Origin of the sequence: Bacillus piscicola, from assembly GCF_022458745.1 — a bacterium.
Classification (GTDB): Bacteria; Bacillota; Bacilli; order Bacillales; family Marinococcaceae; genus Alteribacillus_A; species Alteribacillus_A piscicola.
The window spans coordinates 423,647-450,121 of record NZ_JAJJJF010000001.1 but is presented as its reverse complement, the minus strand read 5'-3'; the positions used below and the strand labels follow the sequence as shown (position 1 = coordinate 450,121).

30 protein-coding genes are annotated in these 26,475 nt (G+C 44.4%); 1 reads left to right on the top strand and 29 read right to left on the bottom strand.

The window, feature by feature from the left end:
• Positions 1-7: 7 nt before the first annotated feature.
• The 10 genes from LOR49_RS02110 to LOR49_RS02065 form a co-directional block, all read right to left on the bottom strand.
• Complete coding sequence (locus LOR49_RS02110; RefSeq protein WP_240374453.1) at positions 8-760, bottom strand: alpha/beta hydrolase; 753 nt, start codon at positions 758-760, stop codon at positions 8-10.
• 29 nt (positions 761-789) lie between these two features.
• Positions 790-1,512: an alpha/beta hydrolase gene (locus LOR49_RS02105; protein ID WP_275899493.1), complete on the bottom strand. Its 723-nt coding sequence runs from the start codon at positions 1,510-1,512 to the stop codon at positions 790-792.
• Between the two features lie 144 nt (positions 1,513-1,656).
• Positions 1,657-1,887: a preprotein translocase subunit SecG gene (secG, locus tag LOR49_RS02100; RefSeq protein WP_240374451.1), complete on the bottom strand. Its 231-nt coding sequence runs from the start codon at positions 1,885-1,887 to the stop codon at positions 1,657-1,659.
• Between the two features lie 86 nt (positions 1,888-1,973).
• Positions 1,974-3,257: a phosphopyruvate hydratase gene (eno, locus tag LOR49_RS02095; RefSeq protein WP_240374450.1), complete on the bottom strand. Its 1,284-nt coding sequence runs from the start codon at positions 3,255-3,257 to the stop codon at positions 1,974-1,976.
• A 16-nt stretch (positions 3,258-3,273) separates the two neighbouring features.
• Complete coding sequence (gene gpmI / locus LOR49_RS02090) at positions 3,274-4,806, bottom strand: 2,3-bisphosphoglycerate-independent phosphoglycerate mutase (RefSeq protein ID WP_240374449.1); 1,533 nt, start codon at positions 4,804-4,806, stop codon at positions 3,274-3,276.
• Positions 4,799-5,560 (bottom strand): triose-phosphate isomerase, encoded by a 762-nt coding sequence (gene tpiA / locus LOR49_RS02085; RefSeq protein WP_240374448.1) that lies wholly within the window; start codon positions 5,558-5,560, stop codon positions 4,799-4,801. The genes gpmI and tpiA overlap by 8 nt, the downstream gene beginning before the upstream one ends.
• Before the next feature lie 29 nt (positions 5,561-5,589).
• Positions 5,590-6,777, bottom strand: a complete 1,188-nt coding sequence (locus tag LOR49_RS02080) for a phosphoglycerate kinase (RefSeq protein ID WP_240374447.1) — start codon at positions 6,775-6,777, stop codon at positions 5,590-5,592.
• A gap of 157 nt (positions 6,778-6,934) precedes the next feature.
• On the bottom strand, positions 6,935-7,942 hold the full coding sequence (gene gap / locus LOR49_RS02075; protein WP_240374446.1) for a type I glyceraldehyde-3-phosphate dehydrogenase: 1,008 nt from the start codon (positions 7,940-7,942) through the stop codon (positions 6,935-6,937).
• Positions 7,943-8,056: 114 nt separating this feature from the next.
• Positions 8,057-9,406: an RNA polymerase factor sigma-54 gene (gene rpoN, locus LOR49_RS02070; protein WP_240374964.1), complete on the bottom strand. Its 1,350-nt coding sequence runs from the start codon at positions 9,404-9,406 to the stop codon at positions 8,057-8,059.
• Between the two features lie 88 nt (positions 9,407-9,494).
• On the bottom strand, positions 9,495-9,746 hold the full coding sequence (locus LOR49_RS02065) for an amphi-Trp domain-containing protein (protein WP_240374445.1): 252 nt from the start codon (positions 9,744-9,746) through the stop codon (positions 9,495-9,497).
• 315 nt (positions 9,747-10,061) lie between these two features.
• Here LOR49_RS02065 and clpP point away from each other — a divergent pair, with 315 nt between their 5' ends.
• Positions 10,062-10,640 carry an ATP-dependent Clp endopeptidase proteolytic subunit ClpP gene (gene clpP, locus LOR49_RS02060; protein WP_240374444.1) on the top strand — a complete coding sequence of 193 codons (579 nt, stop codon included), beginning with the start codon at positions 10,062-10,064 and terminating at the stop codon, positions 10,638-10,640.
• 72 nt (positions 10,641-10,712) lie between these two features.
• On the opposite strand, the gene LOR49_RS02055 is transcribed toward clpP, so the two are convergent.
• The 19 genes from LOR49_RS02055 to lgt form a co-directional block, all read right to left on the bottom strand.
• Positions 10,713-10,970: an HPr family phosphocarrier protein gene (locus LOR49_RS02055; RefSeq protein ID WP_240374443.1), complete on the bottom strand. Its 258-nt coding sequence runs from the start codon at positions 10,968-10,970 to the stop codon at positions 10,713-10,715.
• 33 nt (positions 10,971-11,003) lie between these two features.
• Positions 11,004-11,948 carry a DNA-binding protein WhiA gene (gene whiA, locus LOR49_RS02050; RefSeq protein WP_240374963.1) on the bottom strand — a complete coding sequence of 315 codons (945 nt, stop codon included), beginning with the start codon at positions 11,946-11,948 and terminating at the stop codon, positions 11,004-11,006.
• 64 nt (positions 11,949-12,012) lie between these two features.
• Complete coding sequence (locus LOR49_RS02045) at positions 12,013-12,975, bottom strand: gluconeogenesis factor YvcK family protein (protein ID WP_240374442.1); 963 nt, start codon at positions 12,973-12,975, stop codon at positions 12,013-12,015.
• The gene (rapZ, locus tag LOR49_RS02040; protein WP_338021108.1) at positions 12,972-13,862 is read right to left on the bottom strand and encodes an RNase adapter RapZ; all 891 of its coding nucleotides are present in this window, start codon (positions 13,860-13,862) and stop codon (positions 12,972-12,974) included. Before rapZ ends, LOR49_RS02045 begins: the two co-directional genes overlap by 4 nt.
• Positions 13,862-14,341, bottom strand: a complete 480-nt coding sequence (locus LOR49_RS02035; RefSeq protein ID WP_240374441.1) for an NUDIX hydrolase — start codon at positions 14,339-14,341, stop codon at positions 13,862-13,864. Before LOR49_RS02035 ends, rapZ begins: the two co-directional genes overlap by 1 nt.
• A gap of 232 nt (positions 14,342-14,573) precedes the next feature.
• The gene (gene trxB / locus LOR49_RS02030) at positions 14,574-15,518 is read right to left on the bottom strand and encodes a thioredoxin-disulfide reductase (protein ID WP_240374440.1); all 945 of its coding nucleotides are present in this window, start codon (positions 15,516-15,518) and stop codon (positions 14,574-14,576) included.
• Between the two features lie 158 nt (positions 15,519-15,676).
• On the bottom strand, positions 15,677-16,720 hold the full coding sequence (locus LOR49_RS02025; RefSeq protein ID WP_240374439.1) for a tetratricopeptide repeat protein: 1,044 nt from the start codon (positions 16,718-16,720) through the stop codon (positions 15,677-15,679).
• Between the two features lie 73 nt (positions 16,721-16,793).
• Complete coding sequence (gene hisIE / locus LOR49_RS02020; protein ID WP_240374438.1) at positions 16,794-17,423, bottom strand: bifunctional phosphoribosyl-AMP cyclohydrolase/phosphoribosyl-ATP diphosphatase HisIE; 630 nt, start codon at positions 17,421-17,423, stop codon at positions 16,794-16,796.
• Entirely contained in the window at positions 17,420-18,178 is a 759-nt protein-coding gene (gene hisF, locus LOR49_RS02015) for an imidazole glycerol phosphate synthase subunit HisF (protein WP_240374437.1), read from the bottom strand. The genes hisIE and hisF overlap by 4 nt, the downstream gene beginning before the upstream one ends.
• Positions 18,172-18,912: a 1-(5-phosphoribosyl)-5-[(5-phosphoribosylamino)methylideneamino]imidazole-4-carboxamide isomerase gene (hisA, locus tag LOR49_RS02010; RefSeq protein ID WP_240374436.1), complete on the bottom strand. Its 741-nt coding sequence runs from the start codon at positions 18,910-18,912 to the stop codon at positions 18,172-18,174. The genes hisF and hisA overlap by 7 nt, the downstream gene beginning before the upstream one ends.
• Complete coding sequence (gene hisH, locus LOR49_RS02005) at positions 18,899-19,549, bottom strand: imidazole glycerol phosphate synthase subunit HisH (protein ID WP_240374961.1); 651 nt, start codon at positions 19,547-19,549, stop codon at positions 18,899-18,901. The genes hisA and hisH overlap by 14 nt, the downstream gene beginning before the upstream one ends.
• Before the next feature lie 74 nt (positions 19,550-19,623).
• Positions 19,624-20,214 carry an imidazoleglycerol-phosphate dehydratase HisB gene (hisB, locus tag LOR49_RS02000; RefSeq protein ID WP_240374435.1) on the bottom strand — a complete coding sequence of 197 codons (591 nt, stop codon included), beginning with the start codon at positions 20,212-20,214 and terminating at the stop codon, positions 19,624-19,626.
• A 3-nt stretch (positions 20,215-20,217) separates the two neighbouring features.
• Complete coding sequence (hisD, locus tag LOR49_RS01995; protein WP_240374434.1) at positions 20,218-21,486, bottom strand: histidinol dehydrogenase; 1,269 nt, start codon at positions 21,484-21,486, stop codon at positions 20,218-20,220.
• Entirely contained in the window at positions 21,483-22,121 is a 639-nt protein-coding gene (hisG, locus tag LOR49_RS01990; RefSeq protein WP_240374433.1) for an ATP phosphoribosyltransferase, read from the bottom strand. Before hisG ends, hisD begins: the two co-directional genes overlap by 4 nt.
• The gene (locus LOR49_RS01985) at positions 22,114-23,301 is read right to left on the bottom strand and encodes an ATP phosphoribosyltransferase regulatory subunit (protein WP_240374432.1); all 1,188 of its coding nucleotides are present in this window, start codon (positions 23,299-23,301) and stop codon (positions 22,114-22,116) included. The genes hisG and LOR49_RS01985 overlap by 8 nt, the downstream gene beginning before the upstream one ends.
• 205 nt (positions 23,302-23,506) lie before the next feature.
• The gene (locus LOR49_RS01980; protein ID WP_240374431.1) at positions 23,507-24,001 is read right to left on the bottom strand and encodes an acyltransferase; all 495 of its coding nucleotides are present in this window, start codon (positions 23,999-24,001) and stop codon (positions 23,507-23,509) included.
• A complete protein-coding gene (ppaX, locus tag LOR49_RS01975) occupies positions 23,998-24,645 on the bottom strand; it encodes a pyrophosphatase PpaX (RefSeq protein WP_240374430.1) in 648 nt (215 codons plus the stop codon). The genes LOR49_RS01980 and ppaX overlap by 4 nt, the downstream gene beginning before the upstream one ends.
• Positions 24,635-25,585, bottom strand: coding sequence for a nucleoside recognition domain-containing protein (locus LOR49_RS01970; RefSeq protein ID WP_240374429.1), 951 nt, complete (start codon positions 25,583-25,585; stop codon positions 24,635-24,637). The genes ppaX and LOR49_RS01970 overlap by 11 nt, the downstream gene beginning before the upstream one ends.
• A gap of 17 nt (positions 25,586-25,602) precedes the next feature.
• Positions 25,603-26,472, bottom strand: coding sequence for a prolipoprotein diacylglyceryl transferase (lgt, locus tag LOR49_RS01965; RefSeq protein ID WP_240374428.1), 870 nt, complete (start codon positions 26,470-26,472; stop codon positions 25,603-25,605).
• Between the last annotated feature and the right edge of the window lie 3 nt (positions 26,473-26,475).

Sequence of the window (26,475 nt, the reverse complement as noted above, 5' to 3'; positions counted from 1 at the left end):
TTCTTATTTACTTTGTTCCCCAGTCGAGACTTTCTAAAAACTCGTAGATGTCTTCGTGAAGCTGGTCTTTTTCTTTATCCATCGTAATAACATGATGGGAATGTTCGTACCATTTCAATTTCTTCTGTGTAGAAGAAATCTCTCTGTGAATAATTTTAGCGCTTTCTGGTTCGACCATTTGATCTAATGCTCCTTGCACGATAAGGGCTGGTGCTTGAATTTTGTTTAGCTGCTGATGGAGATCGTCTATTAACTCATTAATCGAATAAAGAGTATCCAACGGCAGCTTTTTAAACTCCTCCATTTCTTTTTTTACTTGGTCTTCGTTCATGCCGTGCAACTGCTTGTACTCTTTCGCATATTCCAAGACCCCTTGATAAAGGCGGTCTTTATTTTTCTCGATTGTCATAGGAGCACACATTGGAATTATTCCCTTTACGTCTTTTTCGATGGCAAGTTTTAGTGTGAGTGCACCGCCAAGTGATAAGCCTGCTACAGCAATCTCTTCATAGCCCTCATCCTTCAACTTTTCCCAAGCTGCTTCTACATCCTCCCACCAATCTTGATGACCCGTTTTCATTAATTCTTCCGGCGGAACTCCATGTCCTTTATAAATGGGAGCATGACAGGTATAACCTCTTTTTTGTAAATATCTTCCGAGCATACGGACATCGGCAGAGGATCCCGTAAAAGCATGTAACAATAGAACAGCACGTTTCCCTTCTTTAAATGTAAAAGGTTTTGGTGGTACAATTTTCATCAAAAAAAACTCCTTTCTATATATATGTTCTAAATATTGCTTTTCCATACAATCTCAGACGGAGGAAATGCTGAATCCAGAAATCTCACAACGTCCTCTATCACTTGGCTCTGGTTCTCACCATGACAGAGAAAGTGCTTCGATTGTTCATAGTAATAAAGCTGTTTGGCTGTGCCCCCTATCATTTCATACAGATAAGAGGCACTTCTTATAGGCACTAATCCATCATTCGCCCCTTGTCCGATAAAGACGGGGATTCGAACATCTTGTAAAAAGGGAGTGACCGCTTTCACGGCTTTTCTAAACTCAGCTACAGATTGAAGCGGTGTTTGTATTTTTTCCTGAAAAATCGGGTGCCACGGGTGATCTTTCATATTTCCTTTTACTCCGTTTTCGATCATCACAGCCGCATCTTTCATTAACTGCCCAACTCCTATGTACTGCGCTGCCGCACTTAAAAGAACGAGTCTTTCCAGAGGATAGCGGGCCGCGATATACGCCGCAAGCATTCCCCCCATCGAAAATCCGACTGCATACACTTTCTCACACCGTTTAAATAACTCCTGTGCTGCCAAGTCAGCTTTATATATCCATGCTTTGTAACTAGCTTCTTTTAATTTCTCCTGCGGGCCGTGCCCAGGAAGGACCGGAGTATAAACCAACCAGCCGAACTGGGAACGTAATCGTTCCGCCAAAGGTTCTACCTCCCACGGCGACCCCGTAAATCCATGAAGGCATAAACAACCAATCATCATTTCTCTTCCTTCACCATCTAATAGTAGCAGTCTCTCTTCAATATACCCTATTTTCTACTAGAAAAGCCTTTAATTACCAAGAAATAAATGAAAAAACAGCGGAATCATAAGAGTGATCCCGCTGTCTATCCAAAGGCTTGTTTATAAAAAATATGCAAGCAGTATGGTCAAGAGAAAAAAGAGAACCGACAAGACCACAGTGGCCCGCACAAGAAACGCCTCTATGCCTCGTGCTTTTTGTTTCCCCATTAACTGCTCCGCACCGCCGGAAATCGCGCCTGACAATCCTGCACTGCGGCCGGCCTGGAGCAGAACCACTGTAATCAAACTAACGGATACGATAATTAGTAAAACATATAGCAAGGTTTCCAATCCTTACACACCTCCACGTCCCTGTCACATATGGTTAATTTACCATAAGGAACGGCAAACGTGCAAGCACTGCCGAACGATGCTTATTATTTGTTAAGATTGTAGAATGCGCTTTTTCCTGGGTAAACAGAGGTGCTTCCAAGTTCGTCTTCAATACGAAGAAGTTGGTTATATTTTGCAACACGGTCCGTGCGTGATGGCGCTCCTGTTTTAATCTGACCGGCATTTACAGCAACGGCAATATCAGCGATTGTGGCATCCTCTGTCTCACCAGAGCGATGGGAGATGACAGCGGTATATCCTGCGCGTTTTGCCATTTCTATCGCATCAAATGTCTCCGTGAGCGTTCCAATCTGGTTAACTTTAATAAGAATAGAGTTTCCGACACCGCGTTCAATTCCTTGCGAGAGCTTGTTTGTATTCGTGACGAATAAATCATCCCCTACAAGCTGAACCTTATCGCCAATTACCTCCGTCAGCTTTTTCCAGCCGTCCCAATCATTTTCATCAAGGCCGTCTTCAATCGATATGATCGGGTACTTGTCCGTCAATTCCTTATAAAAGTCAATCATTTCGTCCGCCGTTTTTGTGACGCCTTCCCCTTTTAAGTGGTATGTTCCATCTTCGTACATTTCAGAGGCAGCCGCGTCCATTGCCAGCATTACTTGTTCACCGGGAGTATATCCTGCATTTTCAATCGCCTCGACGAGCGTCTGCAAAGCTTCTTCGTTGGATCCTAAGTTGGGAGCGAATCCTCCTTCATCTCCTACAGCCGTATTATAGCCCTTATCTTTTAATACCTTTTTCAGATGATGAAAGATCTCTGTCCCCATGCGAACGGCTTGTGGAAAGTCCTCGGCACCGACCGGCATAACCATAAATTCCTGTATGTCAACATTGTTATCAGCATGCTCGCCGCCATTTAAAATATTCATCATTGGCACTGGAAGTGTTTTTGCGTTAAACCCGCCAAGATATTCATGAAGTGAGATGCCAACCTCATCTGCAGCTGCACGGGCGGTAGCCATCGATACACCTAAGATGGCGTTCGCGCCCAGTGATTCTTTGTTGTCCGTGCCATCCAGCTGAAGCAGCAGCCTGTCAACACCAGTTTGATCCGTTACGTCCATTCCGACTACTTCTGGGGCAATTTGCTCGTTCACATTCTCAACCGCTTGCAAAACACCCTTTCCCATAAAACGGTCGCCACCGTCCCGTAATTCGACGGCTTCATATTCACCGGTGGAAGCACCACTAGGAACGAGCGCGCGACCAAAAGCACCGGTTTCTGTATAAACTTCTACTTCGACTGTCGGGTTCCCGCGGGAGTCTAATACTTCTCGTGCATACACATCCGTAATCATGCTCATTTGTCTCAAGCTCCTTTTATTTGATTAAACTTTTGCCGGTCATCTCTTGCGGCTTATTAATATGCAATAGATCAACGGCAGTCGGAGATAAATCTGCCAAAATGCCATCTTCTCTCAAGGTGACATCGCTTTTTGTCACAATGACTGGCACCGGGTTAGTCGTATGAGCAGTCATTGGCTTACCTTCACATGTAATAACTTCATCGGCGTTCCCATGGTCGGCTGTGATAATTGCATATCCACCTCTGTTCAGCAGTGTATCCACTACTTTCCCCAGGCATTCATCAACCGCTTCAACAGCTTGAATGGTTACATCAAGTTTCCCCGAATGACCTACCATATCAGGATTCGCAAAATTTAATACGATAAAATCAGGCTGGTCGGTTTCCATTTCTGACACAAGTGCTTCTGTTACTTGATAAATACTCATTTCCGGCTTTAAGTCATACGTTGCCACTTTAGGAGAATCAATTAAAATTCGTTTTTCCCCTGCAAACTCTTTTTCCTGACCACCGCTGAAAAAATAAGTGACATGGGGATATTTCTCTGTTTCCGCAATCCGCAGCTGTGTCAAACCTGCATTTGCGACAACTTCTCCCATGGTGTTCTCAAGATTCTGCGGTGGATAAGCAACGTCTGCTTGAATAGCCGCACTGTAGGAAGTCATCGTAACAAAATATACATTTGTCGGTGCCTTCTCTCCAACGTCAAAGCCGTCAAAATTGGGGTTCGTAAACACTTCTGACAGCTGTGTCGCACGATCAGGACGGAAGTTAAAGAATACAACCGCATCATTATCCTTTATGACAGCAGTTGGCTTCCCTTCTTCATTCTTGATGATGGAAGGTTCAATAAACTCATCTAGAATTTCATTTCCATACGAATACTCAATCACTTCTTCTGGGCTATTGAACTGTGGTCCTTTACCATCTACAAGAGCCCGGTACGATTTCTCCACCCTGTCCCAGCGGCGGTCACGATCCATCGAATAATAACGTCCATGTACAGTGGCAAGACGCCCGATGCCTAATTCATCTGTTTTTTGGCGCAGTGCTTCTATGTACGTTTCTGCCGTCGCGGGTCCAACATCACGGCCGTCCAAAAAGCCATGAATAAATACACGTTCCACTTTTTTTTCTTTAGCCATCTCCAGCAATGCAAATAAATGGTGAATGTGGCTGTGAACACCGCCATCAGAAAGCAAACCATACAAATGTAGATCGCTGTTGTTTGTTTTGACATGGTCGATCGCATGAAGAATGGCTCTATTCTCGTTAAACGTTCTGTCTTCTATTTCTTTATTTATCCGTGTCAGGCTCTGATAAACGATGCGTCCTGCCCCAATGTTAAGGTGACCTACTTCAGAATTCCCCATCTGTCCTTCAGGAAGGCCGACAGCTTCTCCGCTGGCCTTTAACGTTGCATGAGGAAAGCTGTTCCAATAACGGTCAAAGTTCGGGGTGTTTGCTTGGGCCACTGCATTTCCTTCCTGTTCCTCGCGAAGTGCAAAGCCGTCTAAGATAATCAGTGCTACTGGCTGCTTACTCATACTTAGCCTCCTTCGCCATGTCAAGAAAAGAATCAGGGGCCAAACTCGCACCGCCTACAAGGGCACCGTCAATATGTTCTTGTTCCATAAAGCTCTTAATATTGTCAGGCTTTACACTGCCACCATATTGTATGCGCAACGCTTGTGCCGTTTCCTCGTCATACAGCTCAGCTATTGTATTGCGGATAACGGCGCATGTCTCATTCGCATCTCCAGCGGAAGACGAACGGCCTGTTCCAATGGCCCAAATTGGTTCATAAGCAATAACAAGTCGCTTCACATTTTCTCTATCTAAACCTTTAACCCCTGCTTCCACCTGTTTTTTTACTACCTCGGCCGTTTTATGCTGTTCGCGCTCTTTTAATGTTTCACCGCAGCACATGATTGGGATTATGTTATGATAATAAGCCGCGTGAAGCTTTCTATTGACACTATCATCGGTTTCATTAAATAATTCCCGGCGCTCCGAGTGGCCGATGATCGTATATGTAACTCCTGCATCAGCAAGTGCCAGTGGGCTGATCTCACCGGTGAACGCCCCGCTGTCTTCAAAATGCATTGTTTGTGCCCCTATCTGGATGTCACTGCCTTCCGCTGCTTCGTTCATCCCCTTTAAAAACAAAGCCGGTGCACAAATTACCGTCTCCACTTCATCTTTCGAAGGCGTCTTCCCTTTCACTTCTTCTATAAAGGCAACCGCTTCCCGGTATACCTTATTCATTTTCCAGTTCCCCGCCACTATCGGAGTTCTCATAATTAAGAATCACCTCTGCCTGCTAATCTTTATTCCTTATCATCCAGTACCGCGATGCCTGGAAGATCCTTCCCTTCCATGAACTCCAGGGAAGCCCCGCCGCCTGTCGAAATATGACTCATTTTCTCTGTCAATCCGAACGCTTCTACCGCTGCAGCCGAGTCTCCTCCCCCAATCACCGAATACGTGTCAGTGGACGCAGCCAGGGCTTCTCCAATACCTCGCGTGCCATTGGCAAAAGCCGGGATTTCAAAAACACCCATTGGACCATTCCAAATGACAAGTTTTGATGAACGGATGACGTCATTATATTCTTCAATTGTCTTAGGACCGATATCTAGCGCTTGCCACCCCGGTAAGATATTGTTAATATCTACTATTTTTGTATTGGCCTCACTGCTGAAGGAATCCGCAATAACAGCGTCCACTGGTATATGAAATTGGACACCTTTCTCTTCCGCCTTTTTCATAAAGCGTTTAGCTGTTTCTAATTTATCTTCTTCCAGTAATGAGTTACCTATCTCATAGCCTTTCGCTTTCACAAAAGTAAATGCAAGGCCGCCCCCGATAATTAAATGATCCACTTTCTCAAGTAAGTTATCAATTACTTCTATCTTATCCTTCACTTTTGCACCGCCAATAATCGCTGTAAACGGGCGTCCAGGATCTGATAATGCTTTTCCAAGGACATTGAGTTCTTTCTCAATCAGGAAACCAGCTGCTGATGGCAGATAATGGGCGATGCCTTCGGTGGAAGCATGAGCACGATGTGCAACACCAAAAGCGTCGTTTATGTAATAATCGGCTAAATCAGCGATACTCTTCGCCAATTCCTTATCATTCTTTTCTTCTCCGGGTTCAAAGCGGAAGTTTTCTAAAAGGAGGATATCCCCCTCATTAAGTTGTAAGACCGCCTGCTTTACCCGCTCACCAAACACTTCATCTACTTTTGTTATCTTTTTCTTTAAAAGTTCTTCTAACCTTGTCGCGACCGGACCGAGCCGTAACTCTTCTACAACTTTTCCTTTCGGCCGTCCCAGGTGAGTGCCAAGAATTATTTTGGCTCCTTGTTCCATTAAGTATTCAATAGTTGGCAGAGCCGCACGTATACGAGTGTCATTTGTAACCTTCCTATCACTCATCGGCACATTAAAATCAACCCGGACAAATACTGTTTTTCCGGCAAAATCAACATCATGCATAGATCGTTTATTCATTAAGGACAAACCCCCCTTTTCAGATTATACAATAGAAATGCGGTATTGCTATTACCATCAGAGCTAAGCTTCATAAATAGGCCTTATGTATCATGCCGATGTGTTAGGAAAGGGAGAAACAGTAGTCTTCTCCCCATTAACACCTCTCGTTTTCATGCTAACTATTCTCCGCCATGTAAGCAGCTAGCTCTAAAAGACGGTGTGAATAAGCATATTCATTATCATACCAAGCGATGACCTTTAGAAGGTTATCTTCCAATACGGATGTAGAAAGCGCGTCAATGATAGCGGAATGGGGGTTCCCATTATAATCCCCAGAAACGAGCGGCTCCTCGCTATATCCCAATATACCGTTTAATTCATCTGCAGCTGCATCTCTAAAAGCTTTATTAACTGCGTCTTGTGTAACGTCGCTCCCCAGTTCCGTTACGAGATCAATAAGCGAAACATTAGGTGTTGGCACTCGAATTGCCCCTCCTGTTAATTTCCCTTCAAGCTCAGGAAGAACAAGAGCTACCGCTTTTGCAGCCCCCGTAGTAGTCGGGATTATATTTTCTGCAGCAGCCCGTGCGCGTCGGTAATCTTTATGCGGCAGGTCAAGAATACGCTGGTCATTTGTATAAGAATGGATGGTCGTCATCATCCCACGCTTAACTCCGAACCGTTCATGAAGCACCTTAATAATTGGGGCAAGGCCATTCGTTGTGCAGGAGGCGTTAGAAACGATGATATGTCTTTCCTTGTCGTACTCTCTATGGTTCACTCCCATAACAAATGTAGCATCTACTTCTTTTCCCGGAGCGGAGATAATCACCTTATTTGCCCCTGCTTTCAGATGAGCGGCAGCACTTTCACGCTTGATGAATTGCCCTGTTGATTCAATAACCGTGTCTACACCGCTTCTTCTCCAATCTATTTTTTCAGGACTACTTTCAGAGGTTACACGTATTTCTTGATCGCCGATAATCAGACAACTGTCCTTCACAACGACATCATTCTTTAGTTTACCGTGTATGGAATCGTACTTCAACAAATGAGCAAGCATTTCTGGTTCAGTCAAATCATTAACAGCAACAACTTCTGCTGCACTTTCATTTTCCAAGGAAGCACGTAATACGAGTCGCCCAATTCTGCCGAATCCATTAATACCAATTTTCGTTTTCATTTTATTTCTAGTCCTCCTTATCTTGAGGAAACTTAGCCTTTCCCAGCCTAACGAAAAATTCGGTGCAGATCTTCACTTATGATCTACACCGAATATTCCCTGGCTGTTGTATTTTCATTCATAACGCTTACGTTTTGACGAAGATGGGATTTGTAGTTCTCCCCTGTACTTTGCAATTGCGCGCCGCGAAATGGCTATCCCATGCTCTTCCTCTAAATAATCAACGATCTTTTGATCAGATAGAGGTTTTTTCTTATTTTCATTGTCTACTAGTTCTTTGATTTTAGATTTAATAACAAACGTGGACGTCTGCTCACCGGTATTCGTACTCATTCCTAAAGAGAAAAAATATTTCAATTCAAATAAACCATGAGGTGTCTGTACATATTTCTGATTGGTTGTCCGTGAAACGGTAGACTCATGAACATCGGCTGCTTCCGCTACGTCTTTTAGCGTTAACGGTTTCATTTCTGACGGTCCTTTTTCAAAAAAATCGTTCTGAAATTGCACAATGGCTTCTGTAATATTACGTATCGTCTGCTGACGTTGGTCAATGCTTTTTAATAACCAAACCAGTTGTTTATACTTCTTCTGCGCATAGAGAGCCGCCTCACCTGCTTCTTTATTCTCTAAGAGGTGACGGTATTGACGATTCAGCCGAATCCGTGGAAGTCCGTCGTCATTTAATCGTACAATAAAACGGCCGCCTTCCTTTTCGACATAAACATCTGGCACTAAATGTCCCGGATGTTCGTTCCCAAAACAAGTTCCCGGATGGGGATCGAGTTTCTGAACTAGGTCGCAGACATGCTGAATATCTTTAAGTGGTACGTTCAGAGACTTTGAAAGCTCTTTCCACTTACGCGCCGCGAGCTCCTCTAAATGAAACTCGACAATGATTGCTGCCAGCTTTTCACGTGGATAATAACGTCTTAATTGCAGAAGCAGGCATTCCTGCAAGGAACGGGCGCCAATTCCTGCCGGTTCAAAACTTTGGATTTTTGCAACATAGGCTTCATATTCGCTTTCGGTAAGGTTAAAAAGCGCCGTAAGCTCCTCGTAAGTCCCCGCTAAATAACCATCATCCCCGATGTTTCTCGCCATATGCGTCAGGATGAGCTGCTCGTCTCCAGTCGTTGTTAAACGGATCTGATTAATCAGATGGTCAGATACTCGTTCTCGATCATCTTTAATTCGGTCGAAAGGAGAGACATTTTCCTGCTCTTCATGCCCTTGAAGTTCATGTGTCGGTTCATCCTGCCACATAACAGGCATATCATAACGCATCTCTTCTTTCATGTGAGTACCCGGATCCTCTATATCGATTAACGGGTTCTCTAACGCTTGCTCTTCTAGAAATTCCGATAATTCAATGGTAGAAAATTGAAGTAAGGAAATCGCCTGGCGCAGTTCCTGAGTCATGACTAACTTTAATGTCTGTTGTTGGTATAACCCCATTTCCATATTCACGGCTATTCCCCCCTCTAACTTGTAAGCGTTTTCTTTACTATATGTGCCATCTTATGATCTCTTTCCTAAAAAAAGTCATTACCTATTTATCATCTCGCCACGTCAATTGGAACTGTGCCCGTGATTCTCGGCCTTGCTTTGTATAATCTATTTTTAACACCACGTTCTCCGTTGGAGCTATTACGACACTTTCTTCCTGATTCGTTAGCGTGCATTCCTTATTCGTCCGCAACATAGAGGCAAGGGCTTCTAATTGTTCTGCCGCTTCAGAAAGTGCAAGTTCTTCCTCTTTTTCAAACCAAGCATCCTGACCTAAACGCTCCTGACCAAACATGGAGACCCCTCCTCTATACCTGTCACTAATTTGTGATAATTTTATTATAGCTAAATATCCTCTGTTTGTAAAAAGAGTTTCTGTTATATATATACGCAATGCTTCCTGTTTGCTAAAGCGCTAGTAGTTTGAAATAATGTAAAAAAGGAAAAGATACAGGCAGGGTTTTACGAGTAATGTCACGAATTCCCAATATGTACAGCACTTCCCACCATTGGACAGCCTTGTTGTTTGACCATTGTTGACCATTGGGGTAAAATTAGTACTACCAACACAGATCCAACAAACTTACCATACTATATAGGAGGAGTTAACATGAATTTAATACCTACAGTAATTGAACAAACCAATCGCGGTGAAAGAGCATACGACATTTATTCTCGTCTTTTGAAAGACCGTATTATTATGCTAGGATCAGGGATTGACGATAACGTATCAAACTCCATTGTAGCTCAGCTGTTGTTTTTGGCTGCTGACGACCCTGAGAAAGATATTTCCCTATACATTAATAGTCCCGGTGGTTCGATTACCGCTGGTATGGCCATATACGATACGATTCAGCATATAAAGCCGCAAGTATCTACCATTTGTATTGGGATGGCTGCGTCAATGGGAGCGTTCCTATTAAATGCCGGCGAACCAGGAAAACGATTTGCACTGCCAAATAGTGAAGTCATGATTCACCAGCCACTTGGCGGTACACAGGGGCAGGCTGCAGACATCGAAATCCATGCTCGTCGTATTATTGAAATGCGCGAGAAGTTGAATCAAATTCTCTCCGAACGTACCGGACAGCCACTTGAAGTTATCGAACGCGACACCGATCGTGATAACTTTATGTCCGCAGAAGCTGCGAAAAAATACGGTTTAATAGATGAAGTACTCTATAAATAAGCTCAAATTAAAACATACAAAAAGAGGGTGTCACTGTATAGCAGTGGCATCCTCTTTTCACACTTCTATGTCTTATTCTTCTTTTTCCACGAAAGCAGTAAGTTCATCTAAGGCTTCTTGTTCGTCGCTTCCCTCTGCTGTAATATTAATGGTACTTCCTGAACGGACGGCAAGACTCATGATCCCCATAATACTTTTCGCATTAACTTTCTTATCCCCTCTTTCAATAAAAATATCGGATTGAAAACGGTTCGCTTCTTGTACAAACAAAGCGGCCGGTCTTGCTTGCAAACCTGTTTTCAACTTTACTTCGACTTTTTTTTCAACCACTCTTATCTCCTCCATCGTCAATGACCTGATTCGTTATGTTCCCTCTGGCAGAGGCGATTCTCCTTTCCGAATCTTTTCTGCCAACTCGTCAATTTTTCGCAGCCGATGGTTTACACCTGACTTGCTGACGGGTCCACTCGGTATCATTTCCCCTAATTCTTTTAACGTAACATCCTGGTGTTTTAAACGCAGATCGGCGATTTCTCGTATTTTTTCTGGAAGCTGCTCTATTCCTATTACATTATCAACAAGCTGAATGTTTTCAATTTGCCGCATCGCAGCTCCTACTGTCTTGTTCAGATTAGCTGTTTCACAATTGACAAGACGATTGACCGAATTTCGCATATCCTTCACAATACGTACGTCTTCAAAGTACAGTAGGGCTTGGTGAGCACCAATAACATTGAGAAATTCCGTTATTTTTTCACTTTCTTTAATATATAGGATAAACCCTTTTTTTCTTTCCAAAATCTTAGAAGAAAGATAAAAATCCTCCAAAAGTTCCTGTAATGCTTTAGTATGTTCCTCATAAAAAGAAAAAATCTCCAAATGGTACGAGGATGTTTCAGGATGATTAACAGAGCCGCCGGCTAAGAAAGCACCGCGAAGATAAGCGCGTTTGCAGCAAGGGTTCTTCATAAGTATGGGAGATATTGTTCGAATAAAACGATACCCTTCCTCCATAATGTGAAGATCACTCAACAGCTCCTTCGCTTCTTCGACAATCCGTACTAAATACACATTATTTTTTTTCAAACGCATTTTCTTCCTGACCATCAATTCAACGGTGGTTTCCTTGTAAACTTTTTTAATCAGCTTGTAAATCCGGCGGGCTATCGCTGCATTTTCTGTCGTGATCTCGAGCACCATCTCCCCGTTCCCAAGAGATACTGCACCATTCATCCGGATGAGTGCTGCCAATTCAGCTTTTGCACAACAATCTTTTAATTCCAGCTGCGTCAATTCTTTTTTTGCCATAGCCGCAAAGGATGACAATATGATCACCGCCTTCTCTTCCTTTGCAGCGAGTCATTTCGTTTATTTATTCTCGCCGCACTTCTTTAAGTTCATGTAATAAGGCCTCTGCCACTTTTACGGCATCATGTCGTAATAGGTTATCGTTAAATTCCATAAAGGAACCCTTAATCACCTGGCAGCCAAGTTCCTGCAGTCTATTCAGATCGACGGCAACAGGGGCAGCCCCCTCCTTAGCATAGTTCGTAAGGATGTCAGCCGGTATGCTGCCGTTATTTGCAATCACAGCATCGATCACTTTAGAACCAGCGTGGGCATAAATCGTCTCCACGTGGTCAGCTGCAGAAAAGTGGTCCGTCTCTCCTTTTTGAGTCATTCCGTTACAAATGTAAATTTTACGGGCCGCTGATTCCTTAATAGCCTCTGTAATACCCGGGACGAGCAAATTAGGGATAATGCTTGTGAACAAGCTGCCAGGCCCAAGGACAATCAAATCCGCTTCATGAATGGCTTGCAAGCTTTCAGGAAGCGGTTTCACCGTATTCGGCGATAAAAATACACGTTTAATTCGCTTGCCCGACTGAGGGATGTTTGATTCACCCTCAATGATAGAACCGTCGATCATTTCCGCACGAAGCACGATACTGTGATTAGCAGCCGGTAATACTTTACCGCGAACGTTAAGGACCGTACTTAATTCACTAATTCCCCGGGCAAAATCACCGGTTATGGAAGTCATGCCGGCTAAAAGCAGATTGCCTAAGGAATGTCCCGATAGGCCATTCCCGTTTTCAAATCGATGTTGAAACAACTGCTCAAATACCGGCTCTACTTCTGCAAGCGCTACAAGGACATTCCGTATATCTCCTGGAGGAGGGATGTTCAACTCTTTGCGAAGCCGCCCCGAGCTTCCGCCATCGTCTGCCACCGTCACAATAGCAGTAATAGTAAACGGGTACAGTTTCAAGCCGCGTAACAAAACAGATAAGCCGGTCCCACCACCAATGACGACAATGTTTGCGTTTGTCAACGGGCTTTTTCCTTCCCCTTCTGAATATCCCGGTGACTACGGTGTACCGAGTAATCGTCAGAAAAGTGATCGGCAATGTATTCAGCTAGAGAAACGGACCGGTGTTTCCCCCCCGTACAGCCAATCGCAATAATGAGCTGGCTCTTGCCTTCTCTTTTATATTGAGGAAGCATAAACGTCAATAAATCAAGCAGCTTCCCTAGAAATTCTTTTGTTTCCACCCATTTTAACACATAGGAAGACACTTCCTGTTCCAAGCCTGTTTTCGGCTGCAGGTTCGAGATATAATGAGGATTCGGTAAAAAACGGACATCAAACACGAGGTCTGCATCGATCGGCAACCCGTACTTAAAGCCGAAAGACATCACATGTACGGTAAAGACATCCTGTTTTGTCCCGCAAAAATACTCCATAATTCGTTCACGAAGCTGCTTTGGCTTAAGCTCACTTGTGTCTATGATCTGTCGTGCTCTTCCTTTTAAATCTTCAAGCATCTCCCGCTCCTGCCGAATACCTTCAAGAGGCGCTTCGCCATTAGCAAGCGGGTGGGACCTCCTTGTTTCTTTATAGCGCTGGACGAGCACATTATTTCTCGCATCCAAAAACAGAATGTACGACCTGAGATTAGGCTTCATCCTTAAATAATCGACCCCTTCAAATAGCTGATCAAAAAATTCACGGCCTCTCAGATCAATGACTAAGGCTACTTTATTCATTTTTCCGCCTGAATTCTCAACCAGCTCTATAAAAGTCGGGATGAGAGCAGGCGGTAAATTATCCACACAATAGTAGCCTAAATCTTCAAAGCTTTGCACGGCTACAGTTTTGCCCGCTCCTGACATACCAGTAATGATTACTACCTGGATATCTTCATGCGGCTGCTTCACTACGCTTCATCCCTTTCCGCCTGGTCATTATCTAGCTCACAGGATAATAGCTGGTAGTCCTCTGAGTAGCGAAACGTTCCATATAACACACCATTGTTAGTTAAGACATGTTCAAAAATTCGCTGATCACCTTCTGCCATATCAAGCGCTGTCACTGATTCAGCAGAGTGCCACATCAGGTTTCCTTCAGGGGATTCATCTAAAAGAGTTCCTTCCCATTCCGAAGCCTGAAAGGTAAACATCATCCATTCTGATATTGTCTTCTCCCCATCCATAATTAAGAAAGTAAAAATACCGCGAATAGCGGGATTCTTAATCACCAGACCGGTTTCTTCACGAAATTCACGAATGACCGCATCGCGAACTGATTCACCTGGTTCCATCTTCCCTCCAGGGGCCACCCACCAATTACGGCTTGGCTTTTGGAGCAGAAGAAGCTTTTCTTTATGTTTAAGCACACAATTTGTTACTCGCTGCATGTTTACCACCTCACCATACTGCCTTCTTTCAGTATACTATTGTGAAGCAGATTGCTCAATTTTAATAAAGAGGGTACTCCATCTTTACACAAAAAAAGACACAGGCCGTGGCCTGTGCAAAAAATATTTTTATAAAAAAGGGGGTCAATTACTAAATACCATTATACAATTCATTTGTTGCACTTTCGTTACAACCTGATTAAAAACAATTTAATTTACAAAGAGGAGGTGCTTATGATTTAACAGTGCTTTTTAATTCCTCTACATATTTTTGTGCTGTTTCAGCCGCGAGCGAACCGTCTCCCGTAGCTGTGACTATTTGACGGAGTGATTTCTCTCTAACATCTCCAGCAGCAAATATGCCCGGCACTTTCGTTTCCATCTCCTCATTTGTGACAATATACCCTTCGTCATTTAAAATGTCCAAACCTTTTACAGCTGCGTTCAATGGCAGCATACCGATGTAAATGAAGGCACCCTCTGTTTCAAACTCATAATCCTCACCGGATTTAAGATCGCTCAGCGTTACGCTGCCTACTTTGCCATTTTTTTCATTAATTTCTTTGACAATGTGATCCCATTTGAATTCAATTTTATCATTAACGAAGGCACGCTGCTGCAAAATTTTCTGGGCACGAAGTTCATCGCGGCGGTGAATAATCGTCACCTTGGAAGCAAAGCGCGTGAGATAAACCGCTTCTTCAACTGCTGAGTCGCCGCCTCCCACTACAACGATTTCTTTGTTGCGGAAGAAGGCCCCGTCACACACTGCACAGTATGAAACACCGCGTCCGCCTAATTCATTTTCACCTGGAACACCAAGTTTTTTATACTCAGCGCCCGTCGTAACAATAACAGACCGCGTTTTGTATTCTTTTCCGCCTGCTTTCACCACTTTATATTCTTTCCCATCTACAATCTCTTTAATATCGCCGTAAGCATATTCCGCCCCGAACTTACGCGCGTGTTCAAACATTTTATTAGATAAATCAGGACCGAGAATATGGTCAAAACCCGGATAGTTTTCAATATCCTCTGTATTGGCCATCTGGCCCCCCGGCACACCGCGCTCAAGCATCAGCGTATCCATTTCTGCACGGGAAGTATATACCGCAGCCGTCATACCTGCAGGCCCTGCGCCAGCAATAATTACGTCATAAATCTTTTCTTCTGACATAGGTCTCACTCCTCTTTCTTAACTATAATATCCCCTAGAGCGCCCTAGTGATACATACAGTTATAATCCATACATTTATCCTATGAGAGGTTAGCTGCGAAGTCCATTAATCTGCTCAGGCGATATAAAACGCTGTTAAACAGCCAAACAGAAAGAAATCAGAGAAGACTGTTACTGCAGTCTCTCTCGAGTTCTGCCTTAACATCCGATACGGTCAGCTGATGGGCACGACATTTTTCCAATAGCGCTGATGCCTGAGGATGGTTCATCCTTTCCGCTCGCTTCCACCATTTTTCTGCTTGTCGAAAGCGGTTGGTCAAAAAAGCGGCTGCCCCCTTATAAAAACAGAGATCCTGATCAGCACTTTGGAAACGCGACACATACCTTCGGAAAAATTGATAGCCTAGTTCATATTCCTCAAGCCTGCACATGGTACAGGCAGCATAAAACAAATGCTGTTTATTTAAAGGTAACGTTTGCTTCAACGCTGAGACTAATTCCTGCGAATCCCTTTCCCGGCCTGACTGTTTATAAAACAAGGCCAGTTGGAAAACAGCAGGCAAGTATTGGCTGTTCTTAATTAATTCTTTTGTATAGGTAGTGGCTTTTTCCTTTTCTCCTTTTAAGAAAAGCATAGCGGCATATTGGCTTTGCGCCGCCCAATACGTTGGATATTCCTGAATGATGTTTTGGAAAAGTAACTCTGCTTCTTCGTAATGCTTTTTTTTAAACAACTTGACAGCTTCTTCATATCTAATAATAAGCTCATCGTCATCACGAAGATCGTTCTCATCTTCTTCAAGCGCCAAAAGATCTAATAAATCTTCTGCGTCTGCTGAAAAGTCACCATCCGGTACTAATTGCAAATAACGAGTTGCTTCTTCTTTTGCTTTATGAAACAACCCTTGGTAAGCATAATTATTAGCCAAGAAGAAGTGAGCTTCATAGATAGTATCGTCCACTTCACGCAGGACATATTTCAACAAGTCAGTTGCTTTTTCATAATCCATTTTCTCTGCATAGATAACAGCCAGCTGACATTGATAAATTCCTTGTTCTGGATTTATTTGAATCGCCCTGGTTATATATTTATCAGCTCGTTCCAGTTCGTTTCTATGGTAGGCGGATACCCCTCTTTCAAAGAACAATCGGTCACTTTGAATAAAAGGGATAATACGACCAAAATTTTGTTCCTTTTTCATTAGTGTTCTATCCTTCCCTCGGATTAAATCACATGCCACTGCCAGTATACCACCATGCACCAAGAGAAAAAACCTACTTGCTGTGACGTTCCTCCAATACGGATAAGACGTCATCCAACGGAAGCTTTTGTTCACGTAAGAGCACAAGAAGATGATAAAGAAGGTCAGCACTTTCCCACTTTAATTCTTCTGAATCGCGATTTTTTGCCGCAATAATGACTTCGCTCGCCTCTTCTCCCACTTTCTTTAAGATTTTATCGACGCCTTCTGTAAATAAGTATGTCGTGTAAGCACCTTCCGGCATACTCGCTTCTCTTTCGGCAATTGTCTGTTCCAAGCAATTAAGAATGGTAAAACGATCTTTTCTGCTCTCAGCAGTTTCCGCTTCCAAAAGAGGGTGTGAAAAACACGAATACGTTCCCTCATGGCAAGCAGGACCATGTGGGACAACTTTCACCAACACAGCATCTTTGTCACAATCATAGTTTACTTCTGTGACTCTCTGTGTGTTCCCTGAGGTCTCCCCTTTATGCCACAACGCTTGCCGAGACCGGCTGTAAAACCATGTTTCTTTCGTTGCGATCGTCTTCTCTAAAGATTCTTTATTCATATAGGCAAGTGTCAGCACTTCTTTGCTAGCTGCATCTTGTACAATTGCCGGCACTAGTCCATTATCGTCAAATGCTATTTCGTCCACTTTCATCGTACGTTGACCCCCTTCTGTCGCAAGTAAGCTTTGACCTCTTCTACGGATGTTTCTTTGTAGTGAAAAATAGAAGCCGCAAGCGCCGCATCTGCACCCGTGTCCTCAAAGACATCTACAAAGTGTTCCTTCGCCCCTGCACCACCAGAAGCAATAACGGGTACTGTCACCACTTCATTCACTCGTTTCGTCAGCTCCAGATCAAAACCATCTTTCGCCCCGTCTTTATCCATGCTTGTCAACAAAATTTCGCCGGCGCCTCTGGACGTGGCCTCTTTCGCCCACTCCGTCACTTCCCATTCTGTTGGAGTACGCCCCCCGTGTGTATATACCCGCCATGAGCCCAGCTCTTCATCGTATTTTGCATCGATCGCCACGACCATACACTGAGTTCCAAAATAATCTGCACCTTCTGTTATAAGCGAGGGATTTACTACAGCTGCAGTGTTCAAGGACACCTTATCGGCCCCGGCCCGTAAAATACCCTTCATATCATCCAACGTATTAATACCGCCGCCTACAGTAAAAGGGATCGCCAGTGTACCGGCTACTTCCCGTACTACTTCGACCATCGTTTTCCGTCCCTCATGGGAAGCAGAAATATCCAAAAACACAAGTTCGTCCGCTCCCTGTTCGTCATAGAAAGCGGCTAACTCTACGGGATCTCCCGCATCCCGCAGCTCCACAAACTGAATACCCTTTACGACCCTTCCCTCTTTCACATCCAGGCAAGGGATAATCCGCTTCGTTACCATGCCGATTCCACCTCTCGCACCGCTGATTCTAAATCAATTTTTTCGGTATAAATAGCCTTTCCAATAATTGCCCCACTGACACCGGAATCATGATACTTTGCTAGTTCTTTCAAGTCTTCCAGGTTGCTCACACCGCCGGACGCAATTACAGAACGGCTGGTTGCTTCAGCAAGCTCCGCGATTGCCTCGACGTTAGGGCCTTCCATCATCCCGTCTTTTGCAATGTCGGTAAAAATAAATGTCTCAGCACCGTACTCCGCCATCACTCTGCCAAGTTCAACCGCTGTAACCTCTGACGTTTCCAGCCAACCGTTCACTGCTACGTAACCATCTCTGGCATCAAGTCCAATCGCTATTTTCTCTTTGTATGTTGCGAGCATTTCTTTGGCGAACTCAGGATTCTGAACAGCGACACTTCCCAATATGATCCTGTCCACCCCGTTTTCCAAGTAATACGCAACATCTTCTCTTGTTCTAATACCGCCTCCTACTTGAATTTTTGCAGAAGTTTGCGCGGCTGTTTCTAAAATAACATCATCATTCACACGTTTTTTTTCTTTGGCACCGTCGAGATCAACCATATGTATCCAGGAAGCGCCTGCATGTTCAAAGCGTAATGCCATATCAAGCGGCGAATCGCCGTACACGGTTTCCTTACTGTAATCTCCTTGAAGCAGGCGAACGCACTTCCCGCCTCTAATATCGATTGCAGGATACAGTTTAAAACTCTCCATTTTTCTGTCCCCTTTCATTCACCAACTCACCAAAATTACGCAATAGGTTCAGACCGAGCTCTCCACTTTTTTCCGGATGAAACTGCATACCGATTGTCAATCCTTTTCCCGTTATTGCCGGGACTTCCTGGTGATAATCACTTGTCGCAATCAACACATCTTTGCTTGACGTTTCCACCGCATAGGAATGGACAAAATAAACATGTCCTGATTCCGTACCGTTTAATATTGTGTGATCCGGCTGGTTATAATGTAGTTTATTCCATCCCATATGAGGCACTTTGTACGTGCTTCCTTCCTGCGTTCTGCCATTGAAACGTCTGACATATCCCGGAAGAATATGAAGCCCTTCGGCATCCCCATTCTCTTCGCTTCCTTCAAATAACAGCTGCATGCCTAGACAAATCCCAAGTAGCGGCCTGCCATCATTTGACCATGATTGAATAAAACCGTCCTGTCTTTTTTCTCTTAATATCGACATGGCATCCCGGAATGAACCGACACCAGGCAGGATCAGTCCGTCCGCTTTAATAAGCTTTTCTGGTTCTTCTGCTATAAAATAAGCAAGACCAAGACGTTCTAATGCTTTACTGACGCTGTGCAAGTTTCCCATCCCGTAATCAATGATCCCAATCATGACAATCTCCGCCCTTCGCTTCTGCTGCATTTCTGCTTCCGACCTATTAAGAAAAGTGTTTATACAGTTCTATATCATAGCATTCCTTTTGTAGAGGGTATACCCTTGACCCGTGGATCAATCTGCGACGCTTCATCCAGCGCTCGTGCCAGCGCTTTGAAGACAGCTTCGATCATATGGTGGGTATTGGCCCCGTAATGAACAATGACGTGTAGATTCATGCGCGCCTCATGAGCAAATTTTTGCAGAAATTCGTGGACAAGTTCTGTATCGAATGTACCAACCTTTTCTCTTGGGAACTCAGCCCGAAATTCAAGATGCGGTCTGTTGCTTAAGTCAACGGCAACTTGCGCCAATGCCTCATCCATCGGAACAAAGGCATTTCCGTAGCGCTTGATTCCTTTTTTATCACCGAGTGCTTCTCCCCACACTTGGCCAAGGCAAATGCCAATATCCTCCGTCGTGTGATGGTCATCAATTTCCGTGTCCCCATTTGCCTGCACGGTCAAATTAAAATGCCCGTGTTTCGTAAATGCTTCCAGCATGTGACTCATAAATGGGACACTCGTCGAGATATTACTTTTCCCTTCCCCATCTATGTCAAGAGTCAAGCGAATTTGTGTCTCTGAAGTGTTACGTTCAATAGATCCAGTACGTTGGCTCATTAATCATTCTCCTTTTCTCAGATCAATAGCACGCGCGTGTGCTTCGAGTCCTTCTAATCTTGCAATCGCAGCGACATCCTCAGCGTCACGAAGGAAAGCTGTCTTACTGTACGAGATAATACTTGATTTTTTCAAAAAATCGTCAACGTTTAAAGGACTGGAAAAACGTGCGGTTCCGTTCGTCGGAAGCACATGATTCGGGCCGGCGAAATAGTCTCCCAGCGGTTCTGGGCTGTACGGTCCTAGAAAAATAGCCCCTGCATGCCGGATACTTCCTAAGAGGGCATGCGGGTTTTCTGTCATAATTTCTAGATGCTCTGGAGCCAGTTTGTTAACGGCCTCTACTGCTTCTACCAAATTTTCCGCAACGAAAATAGCCCCATAATCTACGATAGAGGCTTGTGCAATTTCCTTTCTAGGTAACGCAGCAAGCTGTGTCTCTACTTCTCTTTTTGTTTTTTCAGCAAGTTCATACGATGTGGTTACAAGAACAGCTGACGCCATTTCGTCATGCTCCGCTTGTGAAAGCAGGTCAGCTGCGACATATTCCGGGTGTGCTGTTTCATCTGCAAGAATTACAATTTCACTTGGACCGGCAATCATGTCTATCGCTACGTCCCCAAACACCGCCTGCTTGGCCAACGCCACAAATATATTCCCGGGACCGGTGATTTTGTCAACAGCCGGCACTGTTTCTGTTCCGTATGCGAGAGCTGCAATCGCTTGCGCTCCGCCCACTTTCAGAATCCGCTCTACTCCAAGCTCCGCTGCGGTCACGATTACTGCAGGATTAAGTTTCCCGTCTTGACCCGGCGGAGATGCCATGATGATTTCTTTTACCCCGGCTACTTGTGCGGGGATGACGTTCATCATAATAGTAGAGGGATAAGCTGCTTTTCCTCCCGGGACATATACCCCCGCTGAATCAAGCGGCGTGATTTTCTGCCCGAGCATCGTGCCGTCCTCGCTTGTCGTAAACCAGGACTCTCTTTTTTGCTTCTTATGGAAGGTACGAATATTGTCAGCCGCCCTGCGCAGGGAGGATAATGTAGATGTATCTATCAAACGATACGCTTCCTCCATTTCGGAATTGGTTACAAATAATTCCTCAAGCTGTGCGCCATCAAATTTTGCAGTTAATTCCTTCAGCGCTTGATCTCCCTTGTCACGAATATCACGTATAATCGACTGCACGGCTTCTTTTTGTTTTTCTGTTCCGGTATCAAGATCACGAGCAAGACTTATTTCACGTGTAAGCTTGACAATTTTCATGATTCTTCCACCTCCACGACCTTCGAAAGACGTTCCACTAAGTCATCAATACGTCCATCTTTCATCCGGTAACTCACTGGGTTGACAATCAGCCGTGATGTAATGGGGACGATCGTCTCAAGCTCTACCAACCCATTTTCCCGCAATGTTCGGCCCGTTGAAACAATATCAACAATACGGTCAGCTAAACCGACAAGCGGCGCGAGCTCGATCGAGCCGTTCAGCTTAATAATTTCCACCTGTTCCCCTTGTTCCTTGAAGTACTTCGTGGCAAGGTTCGGATATTTTGACGCCACCTTCGGATTAATATCCGACTTCTGGTAACCCGGTAAAGCAGCAACGGCCATATAGCATTCGCTAATGTTCAAATCGAGAATTTCATAGACGTCCCGTTCCTCCTCAATCATTGTATCTTTCCCTGCGACACCAAGATCTGCGACACCATGTTCAACATAAGTCGGTACGTCCATCGGCTTAGCCAAAATAAACCGTAAATCTGCTTCTGGGGCATCGACAATTAATTTCCGGGAATCATCAAATTCAGGAGGCAGCGGGAAACCTGCCTCACGAAGCAAATCAACAGCTTCATCAAAAATCCGTCCTTTTGGCATTGCAACCGTTAATGGCTCATTCATCCTTGCTGCCCCCTTGTTTCTTTCCGATAAAATATTGCACGTCTACAAAAGCGCCGCTTAATTCATCCACACTTTCCACTCCTTGTAAATCTTGGAGCACGACCCGTTCCCCTTGTTGACGCAGGCGCTTTGCTTCTGCTATCGCTTCACAGCGCCGTTCTTTGCTAAAAACAATACACGTCTGTGCAGGAAGTTCTTCCGTTTGGCCAAGCGCTTCGACGAGGAGATCAAGCCGAATACCGAAGCCGGTCGCTTGAGCAGGGCGGTTAAACTTCTCTAAGAGCTCGTCATAACGACCGCCGCTTGATAAAGGAAATCCGAGACGCTCTCCGTACCCCTCGAAAACGACACCGGTATAATAACTCATATGCATCACTAAGTTGAGATCAAGTTTTATATAGTCACTAACACCGTAACCATCCAAAACTTCCCAAAGTTGCTTCAGATCTTCCAGTGCCTGTCCGGCTTTGCCATTATTAACAAGTGTTTCAGCATCGGTCAGCTTATCCCGCCCTCCTCGTAGTTTTAATAAGTTTAAAAGGCGTTTCTCGTCTATAGAAGATAACGGGAGACTTTTTACATGTTGTTTATAACCAACGTAATTTTTTTCATATAAGTAACGGCGCAGCACATTTGCCCTGTCCTCACTGCCGACGACATCAAGCAAAAGAGCATTCACATAGCCGATATGCCCGATTGCGATTTGGAATTCGGCGAGTCCTGCACTTTTTAATGTCTCTGCCATTAAAGCAATGACTTCCCCATCTGCGCTTGCAGTTCCATCGCCAACCAATTCAATACCCATTTGTTCAAATTCTGCCGGCCGACCGCCCTCCTTTTGCTGGGCACGAAACAAGGGACTGTGATAGGAAAGGCGAAGCGGGAAGGCTTGATCCTTTAAACTGGATGCCGCTACGCGTGCAATCGGCGTCGTCATATCGGGGCGGAGGACGAGCGTGTTTCCATCCTGGTCTAACAATTTAAACAACTGCCGATCCAAAATCGCAGATGCCGTGCCAACGGTGTCATAATATTCAAGCGCCGGCGTCTCAATTGGAAGATACCCCCAGCTTCCGATCACCCTTTCCAGACGCTCCCTTACTGTGTTCTTTGTCTGATAATAGGCGGGTAGTGTATCCCGCATTCCAGCAGGCTTTTCAAACATAAATGGTGTGCTCATTTTTCCGCTCCTCTCAGCAAATTTCTAAGCAGCTATCACTGTCAGATCCATTGCTATTTACTTTTTAAACTGTTCATTTACTTTAGTCTGCTAATGTGATGATGAAGTAAAGAATATATCGTGTAGTTTACACGCCTTATTTCACTCCGTCAACACGGAAAAAACCTGATGCAGAGCTTATCTCTACACCAGGAAAGCAGAAAGACTAATCAAGATCGCCGGATGGCCGGATTACTTGTAAGGGGTTACCGCCAACTAATGTACCAGGAGCGACGTCTTTGTGGACAACAGAACCTGCTGCCACCACTGCCTCATGGCCAATCGTTACCCCCGGTAAAATGGTCGTATTCGCTCCAATTAATACATTATCCCCTATCTTCACTTCGCCAATTCGGTATTCCCGGATCAGGTACTCATGAGCCAGAATGGTCGTGTTGTAACCGATCACACTGTTATCCCCGATGGTGATCTTTTCAGGAAACATAATATCGGGCATCACCATGAGTGCAAATGCAGTCTTTTCTCCCACTTTCATACGTAGAAAGGTGCGGTACATCCAATTTTTCAGAGGTAAGAAAGGTGTATAACGCCCTGCTTGAATAATGACAAAGTTTTTCATTACTTTCCAAAAAGATACCGTTTTGTAAATGTGCCAAAGCGAATTAGCAGAAGTAACAGGGTAGCGGTCTGTCCGCCTCATGCCATCTTCACTCCAAGATAGTACAGAAGATCTGGCATAGTACGGAGCATAAAGTCCGGTTCTAATGACGCTAAGCTGCTTTCCCCTTTAATCGTCCATGCGACACCAGCAGTTTGGACGCCGGCATTTTTTCCATCGAGTATATCATGCGGACTGTCCCCGACCATTAACGTATTTCCGGGATCGGATCGAAGTTGATCCATCGCTAAATTAATAGGCTCAGGATTTGGCTTCACATGATCCACATCATCAAAGGTCACTACTACGGGAAAATAAGGGGCAAGACCGGCCTCTTTTATTCCCAAGAGGGCACTTTGCTTCCGTTTTGTCGTCACAATTCCAAGCTTATATCCGTGATCGTACAATTCCTTAACGGTATCCGTTACCCCTTCATACTCTTTAAGTAAATCATGATGATGCGCCAAATTATGTTTCTGATACAACGCAATCATCTCTTCCGCTCTCTCCGGGTCCACCTCTTGGAAGCTGTCTGTCAGCGGAGGTCCTATAAAGTGAATAATATCTTCCCTGGAATAACGGCCGGGGGCATATTTATCTAACACATATTCAAATGACGCGATGATTAAGTCATTCGTGTTTATCAATGTTCCATCCAAGTCGAAAAGGACTGTATTAATAGTCATAGGTAGCCTCCTTGTGAATGAGCTGCTTCTTCTCTGCTTGTTTCCATATAAATGCGATGAACGCTGTCAGCACGACCGCCGTAATAAAACGGATGATAAGAAGCGGCAGCACCGGAATGCCCAGTGGTATAAAGATGACCGTGTCTTCAATGACAGCGTGACAGGCGATTAGAAAAATAAAAACAAGATAGAGATCTTTCTTCTTTACATTATCTTCTTTTACTGCTTGAATCATAACCCCGGCACCAAATGCAAGCCCAAATACAAGTCCGGACGCGAGTGTCGTCGATGTATTCTCGCGTATTCCTAGCAATTTTGTAAATGGAGCCATCCAGCTTGAAATTTTTTGCAGCCAATTTAAGTCCTTCATGATTTGGATCAAAATCATGATTGGAATCACAACGAGTGCGATTTGCAGCACTCCTAAAAATGCACTCGACAGCCCTTCCCACACAATTGCTCCCCAGCTAGAAGCCTCAGACGCACTGCCGGCAGGCATAAAACCATACGTAGCTGTTTCACCGCCACCCTTCCACAGCCAATGAATCAATAATGCGGAACTAAGGGCAAGGCCGATCCGAACTGCGAGGATGACTGTCATCCTTACACCGACTTTCATGGCGACTGCTGATTCCACAAACAAATTATGGGAGAAAGACAACATCACCGCTAAAATAAATACCTCTTTCACAGCCAAGTCCATAGATAAAATCGCACCGATGGCGGCATACAGATTTAAGATGTTGCCTAAGACGAGTGGAATAGCTGCTTCCCCAGGTAGGCCGATGAACCCCATAAACGGGGCCAGCATATGTGCTATCCATTCCAAAACCGGTGTATATGACAGCACCGTAATCAAAAGAGTGATTGGAAAAATAATTTTACCCAATGTCCACGTTGTCTGCAGACCTGTAAGTATTCCCTTTTTCAACGTACCCAATTTCTCCCCCTCCCCTTTTATTTTTTATTTTTTTTAGTTGATGATTTGCGCCCTTTCTTCGGGATGCCGGGACCATCGTTGTCTAAGTAATGGGCGTCGGCGAGTCCAGCTTTTCTCCGGTATACCCACAATATAATGGCACCAATGATAAGTACTAGTGAGATCACTTGCGCTGTTCGTAACACATCGCCGATCATCAAGCTGTCGGTTCGCATTCCTTCTATAAAGAACCGCCCAAAGGAATACCAGATGACATAGCTTAAAAAGAGTTCTCCCCGTCGCAGGTTGATCCGCCGCAGCAAAATTAATAATACAAAACCGAGCAGGTTCCAGATGGATTCATATAGAAAGGTCGGATGATAATACGTACCTTCAATGAACATTTGATTAATAATGAAATCCGGGAGCTGCAAATTCTCCAAAAACTCACGTGTAACCGGACCGCCGTGCGCTTCTTGGTTCATAAAGTTTCCCCAACGGCCAATCGCCTGGCCCAAAATAATGCTCGGCGCGGCAATATCAGCGAGTTTCCAAAAAGAAACACCCTTTTTCCTCGCAAAAATAATCGCGGTTAGAACAGCACCAATTAAGCCGCCGTGAATGGCTAATCCGCCTTCCCAAATCGCGATAATATCTCCTGGGTGCTGTCCGTAATACTCCCATCGGAATATAACGTAATATAGTCTTGCACAAATGATTGAAATAGGGATAGCAAAAATCAGTAAATCAGCGAAGATGTCTTTCGGCATTCCTCGCTTTTGCGCTTCCCTGTTAGCAATTAAAAAGCCAAGCAGGGCACCAACCCCAATAATAATGCCGTACCAATAAACGGTAAAGGGGCCGAGTTCAAATGCAACCCGGCCAATTGGTTCTATCGTATAAACCATATA